At 62.4% G+C, this 10,903-nt stretch carries 12 protein-coding genes; 10 read left to right on the forward strand and 2 right to left on the reverse strand.

Annotation, left to right across the window (positions count from 1 at the left end; translation table 11 throughout):
- Positions 1-21 precede the first annotated feature (21 nt).
- The gene (locus tag GQ59_RS12335; protein ID WP_037081578.1) at positions 22-390 is read right to left on the reverse strand and encodes a DsrE family protein; all 369 of its coding nucleotides are present in this window, start codon (positions 388-390) and stop codon (positions 22-24) included.
- A 68-nt stretch (positions 391-458) separates the two neighbouring features.
- Here GQ59_RS12335 and GQ59_RS12340 point away from each other — a divergent pair, with 68 nt between their 5' ends.
- Positions 459-1,451, forward strand: coding sequence for an AraC family transcriptional regulator (locus tag GQ59_RS12340; RefSeq protein ID WP_037081581.1), 993 nt, complete (start codon positions 459-461; stop codon positions 1,449-1,451).
- An 86-nt stretch (positions 1,452-1,537) separates the two neighbouring features.
- On the opposite strand, the gene GQ59_RS12345 is transcribed toward GQ59_RS12340, so the two are convergent.
- Positions 1,538-1,960 (reverse strand): hypothetical protein, encoded by a 423-nt coding sequence (locus tag GQ59_RS12345; RefSeq protein ID WP_037081584.1) that lies wholly within the window; start codon positions 1,958-1,960, stop codon positions 1,538-1,540.
- 285 nt (positions 1,961-2,245) lie between these two features.
- Between GQ59_RS12345 and sdhC the strand changes: the two genes are divergently transcribed.
- The 9 genes from sdhC (at position 2,246) to sucD (ending at position 10,895) form a co-directional block, all read left to right on the forward strand.
- Positions 2,246-2,638 (forward strand): succinate dehydrogenase, cytochrome b556 subunit, encoded by a 393-nt coding sequence (sdhC, locus tag GQ59_RS12350; RefSeq protein WP_037081586.1) that lies wholly within the window; start codon positions 2,246-2,248, stop codon positions 2,636-2,638.
- An 11-nt stretch (positions 2,639-2,649) separates the two neighbouring features.
- Entirely contained in the window at positions 2,650-3,030 is a 381-nt protein-coding gene (gene sdhD / locus GQ59_RS12355; protein WP_037081588.1) for a succinate dehydrogenase, hydrophobic membrane anchor protein, read from the forward strand.
- A gap of 6 nt (positions 3,031-3,036) precedes the next feature.
- A complete protein-coding gene (sdhA, locus tag GQ59_RS12360) occupies positions 3,037-4,881 on the forward strand; it encodes a succinate dehydrogenase flavoprotein subunit (protein ID WP_037081590.1) in 1,845 nt (614 codons plus the stop codon).
- A 17-nt stretch (positions 4,882-4,898) separates the two neighbouring features.
- Complete coding sequence (locus tag GQ59_RS12365; protein ID WP_037081594.1) at positions 4,899-5,678, forward strand: succinate dehydrogenase iron-sulfur subunit; 780 nt, start codon at positions 4,899-4,901, stop codon at positions 5,676-5,678.
- Positions 5,679-5,864: 186 nt separating this feature from the next.
- Positions 5,865-6,407, forward strand: coding sequence for a protease inhibitor Inh/omp19 family protein (locus GQ59_RS12370; protein ID WP_037081597.1), 543 nt, complete (start codon positions 5,865-5,867; stop codon positions 6,405-6,407).
- Between the two features lie 30 nt (positions 6,408-6,437).
- Positions 6,438-7,601 carry a cell division protein ZapE gene (zapE, locus tag GQ59_RS12375; RefSeq protein WP_037081599.1) on the forward strand — a complete coding sequence of 388 codons (1,164 nt, stop codon included), beginning with the start codon at positions 6,438-6,440 and terminating at the stop codon, positions 7,599-7,601.
- Between the two features lie 176 nt (positions 7,602-7,777).
- Positions 7,778-8,740 carry a malate dehydrogenase gene (gene mdh, locus GQ59_RS12380; RefSeq protein ID WP_007757753.1) on the forward strand — a complete coding sequence of 321 codons (963 nt, stop codon included), beginning with the start codon at positions 7,778-7,780 and terminating at the stop codon, positions 8,738-8,740.
- A 36-nt stretch (positions 8,741-8,776) separates the two neighbouring features.
- Positions 8,777-9,970, forward strand: a complete 1,194-nt coding sequence (gene sucC / locus GQ59_RS12385) for an ADP-forming succinate--CoA ligase subunit beta (protein ID WP_037081601.1) — start codon at positions 8,777-8,779, stop codon at positions 9,968-9,970.
- Between the two features lie 19 nt (positions 9,971-9,989).
- Positions 9,990-10,895 carry a succinate--CoA ligase subunit alpha gene (gene sucD, locus GQ59_RS12390; protein ID WP_037081603.1) on the forward strand — a complete coding sequence of 302 codons (906 nt, stop codon included), beginning with the start codon at positions 9,990-9,992 and terminating at the stop codon, positions 10,893-10,895.
- The last annotated feature ends 8 nt before the right edge of the window (positions 10,896-10,903 follow it).

Raw genomic sequence — 10,903 nt, forward strand, 5'->3', positions numbered from 1 at the left:
CCCACCGGATGTTCGTGGCGGTCAAAACGAGAGCGTGGCGGCTCCGTCCTTGATCTCGGCGTGCATTGCGCTTGCCCCGACGATGACGACGCCCTCGAGCAGGTCGTTCTCGTCGTAACCGCGCGACTTAACGCAGGGCGGGCATGCCCAGATCGTGCCGCCGCGTTTCTGGAAGTCGTCGATCGATTGTGCCAGCGGATCGAGCGGCGCCACATGGGTCATCCGCTGCCCGCCCTTGCGGACGAGATCGATCGCGGCGCTGGTCAGAAATACAGAAACCTTGAGCCCCGCAGTGATGCCGCCATTGGCAATCGTGAAGGCGACCGACGACAGTTCGGAATCGATGCCCTTGGTGACCAGCACCACTAGTTTGTCAGTTTGAGTTTGCATTGTATTCTCCCACGGTTGAGTTGACGTGCTCACTGTAGGAAGGCAGGCGAAACCTGTCTTTGGCCGAGATGCGTGAAGACTTGTCCGAAAATCCTGAACTGAGGCGTGGCGTGGCGCGGGACGACGTGCTGTCTGCGCTTTTGTCGACCATCCGCCTTTCAGGGTCGTTGCAGTTCTGCTTCATGCCCTCCGGCAACTGGCAGACGGATGCCACGCCCTCGATGGCGAACCTTTCGGGGAAGGCAATCGGCACGGTACCGTTTCACATCGTCGCCGCCGGCCATTGCTGGCTGAAGATGGAAGGCCAGGAGGCGGCGCTCGAGCCGGGCGATGTGCTTATCTTTCCCTTCGGCACCGGGCACCAGCTGGGCTCGGGGGGTGACGGTGCGGTTGTCAACCCGACGCGGCAATTGCCGCCGAAGCCGTGGCGCCAGATTCCCGTCATTCGCCACGGCGATGACGCGCAGGGGGTCAGGCTGCTCTGCGGCTATCTCCAGTGCGACGCGCTGAGCTTTGCGCCGCTGAGGCGAGCGCTGCCGAAGCTGATCCATGTCAGGACGCGCAGTGCGAATGACGGAGACTGGCTGCGCGCGACCATCCGGCAAATGGTGGAAGAGGTCGACATGCCCCGTGCGGGCGGGATCTCCATGCTGCCGAGACTGACCGAAATACTTTTCATCGAGATGCTGCGCCACCGGATCACCATGGCGGAACCGCGGGCCGCCGGCTGGCTCGCAGCGCTGGCCGATCCGGCGCTGTCGCGCTGCCTGTCACTCATTCATGACGATCCGACGCGCGACTGGTCACTGGAGGAACTGTCGATCGCATCGGGGATGTCGCGCAGCGTGCTGGCGGAACGTTTCCAGACGATCCTCGGGACTTCACCCGTCCGATATGTGCGCGAGTGGCGCCTTTATCTGGCGAGCGTCGCTCTGGCAACGACGGGGCAGGCGATTGCCACGATCGCCTACGATGCCGGATATGCGACCGAAGCGGCTTTCAGCCGTGCCTTTTCGCGAACATACGGCACGCCGCCGGCGGCATGGCGTGCCATGGGATGAACGTGGCGAGGCCTAGAGACGGCGTTGCCGGAGACCTGCACGGGGCCGTCTCCCGTACATGCGCGGGCTCTTGCCGCGTCGCGGTTTCAATTTCCGCCGCGGATGACGCACACGCCGGCCTCGTAGGCGCAGGCGTTTCCGAAGCCGCGCAGGCCGCTGTCGACATCGATGATCTTGGCCTTGGGTGCAAGCACCACCCGGCCTTCCTGTCCCCAGTAGTCCTCCGAGAAATAGCGCGAAAAATGGATGCCGAAATCGGGGATCGGGCGGGCCTGCAGCGCGCCGCTGAAAATGCCGAGCTTGCGAACGAACGATGCGGTGCCGGTATAGAAGACGTGGAAGCCTTCGACATCCGACATGTTGTCTGCCCGCTCGACCCAGCGATTGCTCCCAAGGCGGTAGACGCTGCCGTCAGGATCGGTCCAGTCATCGCGGGCGTCGGCGGCGGATGCGAACGACGCAAAAAGGGCCGCGGCGACCAGGACAGGCTTGATGCGATTCGCGATCATGGCGAAACTCCGGGAAACATGATTAACGAAACCTTACCATAAAACGGCTCCTCCCGTCCCGGCGGCAACGAAATCTTTCCAAATCGTAGTTAATGTGACCGCCGGGTTGACCCGCGCCAGCCACGAGAAAGACACAATCGATTAAATTGGAAATCGGTCTGAATTGTTCTTGTCGTCAGACATCCGTGCGATTAAACCACGCCAATGATGCAATGCACATTTCTTCGGCACCGTGCATTGTTGGGCGCCCGCCCTTGATACCGCATACGACGCCGCGAGGTTCTGATGGCGAATGTGACAAATAACCGGCCCCTGTCGCCGCATCTTCAAATCTACAAGCTGATCCCCACCATGGTCATGTCGATCGTTCACCGCATCACCGGCGGTGCGCTCTATGTCGGCACGATTCTGGTGGCGTGGTGGCTGGTCGCCGCCGCCAGCGGCCCGGCCTATTACGACTGGGCCAACTGGGCGCTCGGCAGCCTTCTCGGCAAGCTCGTGCTGCTCGGCTATACCTGGGCGCTGATCCACCACATGCTCGGCGGTTTCCGCCACTTCATGTGGGACCTCGGCCACGGTTTCGAGAAGGAATTCTCCACCAAGCTCGCCATCGCCAATATCATCACATCACTCTGTCTGACCGTGCTGGTCTGGGTGATCGGCTTCCTCGTTCGGTAAGGTTCTCATCCATGGATATGCGTACCCCGCTCGGAAAAGTCCGCGGACTGGGCTCCGCCAAGGACGGCACCGATCATTTCTGGCGCCAGCGCCTGACGGCCGTCGCCAACGTGCCGCTGATGATCTTCTTCGTGATCTTCATGATCATCTATGCCGGCAAACCCTATCCGGAAGTGATTGCCGCGCTGTCGAACCCGTTCGTCGCCGTCGTCATGGGCCTCATCGTCATCTCCGGCGTCATTCACATGAAGCTCGGAATGCAGGTGATCATCGAGGACTATGTGCACGGCGAATTCGCCAAGGTCGCGCTGATCATGCTCAACACCTTCTTCTCGATTTTGATCGCCGGGCTCTGTCTGTTCGCCGTTCTGAAAATCGCATTCGCAGGATAATCCGTCATGGCACCAGTCACTCCCATCGCCCAGAACGGCAAGGCCTATACCTATGTCGACCATTCCTATGACGTGATCGTCGTCGGCGCCGGTGGTGCTGGCCTGCGCGCCACGCTCGGCATGGCCGAACAAGGTTTCAAGACCGCCTGCATCACCAAGGTGTTCCCGACCCGCTCGCACACCGTCGCAGCCCAGGGCGGCATCGCCGCCTCGCTGCAGAACATGACGCCCGACTCGTGGCAGTGGCATCTCTACGACACCGTCAAGGGCTCCGACTGGCTCGGCGACGTCGACGCCATGCAGTACATGGTCATGGAAGCGCCGAAGGCCGTCTACGAACTCGAGCATTACGGCGTGCCCTTCTCCCGTAACGAAGAGGGCAAGATCTACCAGCGCCCGTTCGGCGGCCACATGCAGAATTTCGGCGCCGGCCCGCCGGTGCAGCGCACTTGCGCTGCGGCAGATCGAACCGGCCACGCCATCCTGCACACGCTCTACGGCCAGTCGCTGAAGAACAACGCGGAATTCTTCATCGAATATTTCGCGCTCGACCTGATCATGTCGGATGACGGCAGCCGCTGCACCGGCGTCGTTGCCTGGAACCTCGACGACGGCACGATCCATCGCTTCGCCGCCAAGATGGTGGTGCTGGCGACCGGCGGTTACGGCCGCGCCTATTTCTCGGCAACGTCTGCCCATACCTGCACCGGCGACGGCGGCGGCATGGTGGCCCGCGCCGGCCTGCCTCTGCAGGACATGGAATTCGTGCAGTTCCACCCGACCGGCATCTACGGTTCGGGCTGTCTGATCACCGAAGGGGCGCGCGGCGAAGGCGGTTACCTCGTCAATTCCGAGGGCGAACGCTTCATGGAGCGTTACGCGCCTTCGGCCAAGGATCTTGCCTCGCGCGATGTCGTCTCCCGCTGCATGACCCTGGAAATCCGCGAAGGCCGCGGCGTCGGCAAGAACAAGGACCACATCTTCCTGCATCTCGACCATCTCGATCCGGCCGTTCTTCACGAACGCCTGCCGGGCATTTCCGAGAGCGCCAAGATTTTCGCAGGCGTGGATGTGACGCGCGAGCCGATCCCGGTCCTGCCGACCGTGCACTACAACATGGGCGGCATCCCGACCAATTTCTGGGGTGAAGTGCTCAACGCCGACAGCAACAATCCGGAACGTCTGCTGCCCGGCCTGATGGCCGTGGGCGAGGCGGGCTGCGCCTCGGTTCACGGCGCCAACCGCCTCGGCTCCAACTCGCTGATCGATCTCGTGGTCTTCGGCCGCGCCGCCGCGATCCGCGCCGGCGAGGTGATCAACAAGGCCGAACCGATCCCGGCGCTTAACATCGCCGCCTGCGACAAGATCATGGACCGCTTCGACCGCCTGCGAAACGCCAATGGCGCGACGCCGACTGCGGTTCTGCGCGACAAGATGCAGCGCACCATGCAGGACGACGCCGCCGTGTTCCGCACTCAGGAATCGCTGGAATCGGGCTGCAAGCGCATGTCGGCGATCTGGGGCGAGCTGAAGGACATCAAGGTCACCGACCGTTCGATGATCTGGAATTCGGACCTGGTCGAGACGCTGGAACTCGAAAACCTGATGGCGAACGCGATTGCCACGGTGGTCGGCGCGGAAGCCCGCAAGGAAAGCCGCGGCTCCCACGCCCGCGAGGACTACACGTCCGGCCCGTTCGGCGGCCGCGACGACGAGAACTGGCGCAAGCACACGCTTGCCTGGGTCAACGACAGCGGCGACGTCAAGCTCGACTACCGCCCGGTTCACACCGAGCTCATCGCCGAAGGCATCGATCCTCACAAGATCGAGCCGAAGGCACGCGTGTACTGATCTGAGGGAACTGGACCATGGTTGAACTTGCTCTCCCCAAGAACTCTCAGATGACCGAAGGCAAGACCTGGCCGAAGCCGGCGGGTGCCAAGAACGTCCGGGAATTCCGTATCTACCGCTGGAGCCCGGATGACGGCCAGAACCCGCGCATCGATACCTATTACATCGATGTCGACGATTGCGGCCCGATGGTTCTCGACGGTCTGCTCTACATCAAGAACAATATCGACCCGACGCTGACGCTGCGCCGCTCCTGTCGCGAGGGCATCTGCGGCTCCTGCGCCATGAACATCGACGGCACCAACACGCTCGCCTGCACCAAGGGCATGGACGACGTGAAGGGCACTGTGAAGGTCTATCCGCTGCCGCATATGCCTGTGGTCAAGGATCTGGTTCCGGACCTCACCAATTTCTACGCCCAGCACCGCTCGATCGAACCGTGGCTGAAGACGGTTTCGCCGCCGCCGGCCAAGGAATGGAAGCAGAGCCACGAAGACCGCCAGAAGCTCGACGGCCTCTACGAGTGCATCCTCTGCGCCTGCTGCTCGACCTCCTGTCCGAGCTACTGGTGGAACGGCGACCGTTACCTCGGCCCGGCCACCCTGCTGCAGGCCTATCGCTGGCTGATCGATAGCCGAGACGAAGCCAAGGGCGAGCGCCTCGACAACCTCGAGGATCCGTTCCGGCTCTATCGCTGCCACACGATCATGAACTGCGCCCAGACCTGCCCCAAGGGCCTGAACCCGGCCAAGGCGATCGCCGAAATCAAGAAGATGATGGTCGAGCGTCGCGTCTAAGGCAATCTCGACAATCGATCTCTCATCCGGTCCCCGCGTTGGCGGGGATCGAGCGCATTGCAGCATTCTTCTGGCGACCATGCCGAATTGTTCCAGTACGACTTGATTAACCAAGGTGGTTTACGATAATTCGGTCTCAATTCAGTGGCATCGGTGGCGGATCAAGCTGAGAGCAGGAGTTAGATGATGCAGTTCAGATACGTGGCGACGGGACTTGTTCTTGCTTTGGCACTGGCCGGTTGCCAGCGCACTTCCTATAGCCCCTATAGTGATCTGCCCGCCCAGCCTTCTCAGCCGGCGCCGCTTCAGGCGCAGCCCGTGCCGTCCGTTCAGGGCGGCCAGCTGCCGCCGCCTCCCGGCACCGCGGGTTCCTCCCAGTTTCCGAGCGCACCCGGCGCAAATCCTGCCATGGCATCGGCCAATGCGGCCGCACCGCCGGCGACTGCGCTCGACATCAAGAAGGAAGCGATGGTTGGCAACTGGCGCGTTTCCAACGGCGGTTCGTCCTGCGACATGTTCTTGACGCTCACCAATCTCGGCGGCGGTTCGCGCGGCGGTACCCGCGGCTGTGCCGGCGAACTGACGGCGATGGGCTCCTGGGATGTGTCGGGCAAGATGGTCCAGTTCAAGAACCGGGCCGGCGACGTGATCGGACGCGTCTACAAGAGCGCCGAGAACCGCTTCGACGGTACGATGAACTCCGGTCAGCCGGTCAGCCTCAGCCGCTAAGCGGTTCCCCGCAGTTTCGAGGGCGTCCGTTTGGAACCCATTCCCGAATACACGACGAGCGTCGGCGAGGAGCTGAAGGCTTTGACCGTGTCGGGTGTGCTGACCGCCGACGCAGCCCAGCTGGCGGTTGCCGCCAAGCTCGACCATCTGCTGACCTGCCTTCGCGAGACGGGACCTGCGAAGAAAAAGAGCGCGCTCGGCTGGCTTTTCGCCAAGGGCGGCGGGCGGCCGCGCGAAATCCGCGGTCTCTACGTGCATGGCAGCGTCGGCCGCGGCAAGACCATGCTGATGGACATGTTCTTCAAGAAGGCCCCGACGACCAAGAAACGCCGGGCGCATTTCCACGAGTTCATGGCGGACGTGCATAACCGCATCCACGAACACCGGCAGAAGCTGAAGCGCGGCGAAACCAAGCAGGCGGATCCGGTGCCCCCGGTCGCCGCCGCGCTCTTCGCGGAGGCCGAGCTTCTCTGCTTCGATGAGTTTTCGGTCACCGACATCACCGACGCGATGATCCTGGCTCGGCTGTTCACGGAGCTGTTCGGGCTTGGCTGCGTGCTGGTCGCAACCTCCAATGTAGCCCCGGGCGATCTCTACAGGGACGGGCTGAACCGCGGGCTGTTCCTGCCGTTCATCGCGCTTCTCAACCGTTATGTGGACGTGGTCACCCTCGACTCGCCCAACGACTACCGCATGCAGAAGCACGCAAGCCTGCCGGTCTACGTGACGCCGCTCGATGCGCGCGCCGACGCCGCGATGGAATCCGCCTGGCACCAGGTGACCGAGGGCAAGAAAGCGGCGCCTGCCGAGATCCCCATCAAGGGCCGCAGCATCCACGTGCCCGCCGCAGCCGGGCGTGCCGCGCGCTTCAATTTCAAGGACATCTGCGGCAAGCCGCTGGGGGCGTCGGACTATCTGGCGCTCGCCGCTCGCTTCGATGCGATCTTCGTCGAGCGCATTCCGCAGCTCGGGCCGGAGAAGCGCAACGAAACCAAGCGGCTGATCAACCTAGTCGATGCGCTCTACGACCACGCGGTCCGGCTCTATATCTCCGCTGCGACTGCGCCGGAAGATCTCCTCCTGGAGCGAAAAGGTACGGAAGGCTTCGAGTTCGACCGCACCGTATCGCGTCTTTTTGAGATGCGCAGCCCCGACTATCTTGCACTGCATCAGGAAAAACGCCGCCGACTTTAACGGTTTGGTGACAGAAGATCTTACGTTTACGTAAGACTTTTAACATCTAACCGATTGAAAAAGTTGGGCCGGAAATAATCGATTGCCATTTCAGGCGGATGACGGTATGCGGTCTGGCACGTTGGTAGGCGAGCCGTAGTCTGCCATGGATTCGGATCTCGAAAGGAAGCTTTTCGATGGCGCGCAAGAAGATCGCACTTATTGGTTCTGGCATGATTGGTGGCACGCTGGCGCATCTCGCCAGCCTGAAGGAACTGGGCGACATCGTCCTCTTCGACATCGCCGACGGCATTCCGCAGGGCAAGGGCCTCGATATCGCCCAGTCCGGCCCGGTCGAGGGCTTCAATGCCAAGCTTTCCGGTGCCAGCGATTACGCGGCCATCGAAGGCGCAGACGTCTGCATCGTCACCGCCGGCGTCGCCCGCAAGCCGGGCATGAGCCGCGACGACCTGCTCGGCATCAACTTGAAGGTCATGGAACAGGTCGGCGCCGGCATCAAGAAATATGCCCCGAACGCCTTCGTGATCTGCATCACCAACCCGCTCGACGCGATGGTCTGGGCCCTCCAGAAGTTCTCGGGCCTGCCGAAGAACATGGTCGTCGGCATGGCCGGCGTGCTCGACTCGGCTCGCTTCCGTCTCTTCCTCTCCGAAGAATTCAACGTTTCCGTCCAGGACGTCACCGCCTTCGTTCTCGGCGGCCATGGCGACACGATGGTGCCGCTCGCCCGTTACTCGACCGTCGGCGGCGTTCCGCTCACCGACCTCGTCAAGATGGGCTGGGTCACCAAGGAACGTCTCGAAGAAATCATCCAGCGCACCCGTGACGGCGGCGCCGAAATCGTCGGTCTCCTCAAGACCGGTTCGGCCTATTACGCTCCGGCCGCCTCGGCGATCGAAATGGCCGAATCCTTCCTCAAGGACAAGAAGCGCGTTCTGCCGGCTGCCGCCTATCTCTCCGGCCAGTACGGCGTCAAGGACATGTATGTCGGCGTTCCGACGATCATCGGCGCCGGCGGCGTCGAGCGCATCATCGAGGTCGAGTTCAACAAGGATGAAGAAGCCGCCTTCCAGAAGTCCGTCGGCGCCGTTGCCGGTCTCTGCGAAGCCTGCATCAACATCGCCCCGGCTCTCAAGTAATTGACGCGCTGAAGTCATCGAAACAGGGATAAACCCATGAACATTCATGAATATCAGGCCAAGGCTCTGCTGAAGGGCTATGGTGCGCCGGTTGCGGAAGGCGTCGCGATCCTCAAGGCTGAAGAGGCCGAGGCTGCTGCGAAGTCGCTGCCGGGTCCGCTTTACGTCGTCAAGAGCCAGATCCATGCGGGCGGCCGCGGCAAGGGCAAGTTCAAGGAACTCGGCCCCGACGCCAAGGGCGGCGTTCGCCTCGCCTTCTCGATCGAGGAAGCCAAGGCGCATGCCAAGGAAATGCTCGGCAACACGCTGGTGACCGCGCAGACCGGCGAAGCCGGCAAGCAGGTCAACCGTCTCTACATCGAAGACGGCGCCGACATCGCTCGCGAACTTTACTGCTCGCTGCTGGTCGATCGCTCGGTCGGCCGCGTTGCCTTCGTCGTTTCGACCGAAGGCGGCATGGACATCGAAGCCGTTGCCCACGATACGCCTGAAAAGATCCAGACGATCGCCATCGATCCGGAAGCCGGCGTGACGGCTGCAGACATCGCTGCGATCTCCAAGGCTCTGGAACTCGACGGCGCTGCCGCCGAAGACGCCAAGTCGCTCTTCCCGCTGCTCTACAAGGCCTTCAACGAGAAGGACATGGCCCTTCTCGAGATCAATCCGCTGATCGTCATGAAGAACGGCCACCTGCGCGTTCTGGACGCCAAGATGTCGTTCGACGGCAACGCGCTCTTCCGTCACGACGACGTCAAGGCGCTGCGCGACGAGACCGAAGAAGACGCCAAGGAAATCGAGGCCTCCAAGTGGGACCTCGCCTACGTTGCCCTCGACGGCAATATCGGCTGCATGGTCAACGGCGCCGGTCTCGCCATGGCGACGATGGACATCATCAAGCTCTACGGCAAGGAGCCGGCTAACTTCTGCGACGTCGGCGGCGGCGCCGGCAAGGAGAAGGTGGCTGCGGCCTTCAAGATCATCACCGCGGACCCCAAGGTCGAGGGCATCCTCGTCAACATCTTCGGCGGCATCATGCGCTGCGACGTCATCGCCGAAGGCGTTGTCGCGGCGGTGCAGGAAGTCGGTCTGAAGGTTCCGCTCGTCGTTCGCCTCGAAGGCACCAATGTCGAGCTCGGCAAGAAGATCCTGAATGAGTCCGGTCTCGCCATCACGGCGGCTGACGACCTTGACGACGCGGCGAAGAAGATCGTCGCGGCGATCGAAGCCTAACCTGGAAGGACCGGAACCAATGTCTATTCTCGTCAACAAAGACACCAAGGTCATCGTCCAGGGCCTGACCGGGAAGACCGGCACCTTTCACACGGAGCAGGCGCTTGCCTATTACGGCACCAAGATGGTGGGCGGCGTTCATCCGAAAAAGGGCGGCGAATCGTGGTCGTCCGGCGTCGATGGCACGTCGCTGCCGATCTTCACCTCGGTTGCCGAAGCCAGGGAACGGACCGGCGCCGATGCGACCGTGATCTACGTCCCGCCGGCAGGCGCAGCGGACGCGATCATCGAGGCGATCGAAGCCGAAGTCCCGTTCATCACCTGCATCACCGAAGGCATCCCGGTCATGGACATGGTGCGCGTCAAGGCCCGCCTCGACCGTTCCAAGTCGCGACTGCTCGGCCCCAACTGCCCGGGCATCCTGACGCCGGAAGAATGCAAGATCGGCATCATGCCGGGCTCGATCTTCCGCAAGGGTTCGGTCGGCATCGTGTCCCGTTCAGGCACGCTGACCTATGAAGCCGTGTTCCAGACCTCGAACGAAGGCCTCGGCCAGACGACCGCTGTCGGCATCGGCGGCGACCCGGTCAAGGGCACCGAGTTCATCGACGTCCTGGAAATGTTCCTCGCCGACGACGCAACGACCTCGATCATCATGATCGGCGAAATCGGCGGCTCGGCTGAAGAAGACGCGGCACAGTTCCTCAAGGACGAAGCCAAGAAGGGCCGCAGCAAGCCGATGGCCGGCTTCATCGCGGGCCGTACCGCACCGAAGGGCCGCACCATGGGTCACGCCGGCGCAGTGGTTTCCGGCGGCAAGGGCGATGCGGAATCGAAGATCGCGGCCATGGAATCGGCAGGCATCAAGGTGTCGCCTTCTCCGGCCCGTCTCGGCAAGACCTTGGTTGAAGTCCTGAAGGGCTGACGCCACAT

This window comes from Neorhizobium vignae (assembly GCF_000732195.1).
GTDB lineage: Bacteria > Pseudomonadota > Alphaproteobacteria > Rhizobiales > Rhizobiaceae > Neorhizobium > Neorhizobium vignae.

What these genes read in the sequence shown, in the direction of transcription:
- GQ59_RS12370 (WP_037081597.1), top strand. Translation starts at nt 5,865, where the DNA reads ATGCAGTTCAGATACGTGGCGACGGGACTTGTTCTTGCTTTGGCACTG.
- sdhC (WP_037081586.1), top strand. Translation starts at nt 2,246, where the DNA reads ATGGCGAATGTGACAAATAACCGGCCCCTGTCGCCGCATCTTCAAATC.
- sucC (WP_037081601.1), top strand. Translation starts at nt 8,777, where the DNA reads ATGAACATTCATGAATATCAGGCCAAGGCTCTGCTGAAGGGCTATGGT.
- GQ59_RS12335 (WP_037081578.1), bottom strand. Translation starts at nt 390, where the DNA reads ATGCAAACTCAAACTGACAAACTAGTGGTGCTGGTCACCAAGGGCATC.
- sdhA (WP_037081590.1), top strand. Translation starts at nt 3,037, where the DNA reads ATGGCACCAGTCACTCCCATCGCCCAGAACGGCAAGGCCTATACCTAT.
- sucD (WP_037081603.1), top strand. Translation starts at nt 9,990, where the DNA reads ATGTCTATTCTCGTCAACAAAGACACCAAGGTCATCGTCCAGGGCCTG.
- GQ59_RS12345 (WP_037081584.1), bottom strand. Translation starts at nt 1,960, where the DNA reads ATGATCGCGAATCGCATCAAGCCTGTCCTGGTCGCCGCGGCCCTTTTT.
- mdh (WP_007757753.1), top strand. Translation starts at nt 7,778, where the DNA reads ATGGCGCGCAAGAAGATCGCACTTATTGGTTCTGGCATGATTGGTGGC.
- GQ59_RS12340 (WP_037081581.1), top strand. Translation starts at nt 459, where the DNA reads ATGCGTGAAGACTTGTCCGAAAATCCTGAACTGAGGCGTGGCGTGGCG.
- sdhD (WP_037081588.1), top strand. Translation starts at nt 2,650, where the DNA reads ATGGATATGCGTACCCCGCTCGGAAAAGTCCGCGGACTGGGCTCCGCC.
- GQ59_RS12365 (WP_037081594.1), top strand. Translation starts at nt 4,899, where the DNA reads ATGGTTGAACTTGCTCTCCCCAAGAACTCTCAGATGACCGAAGGCAAG.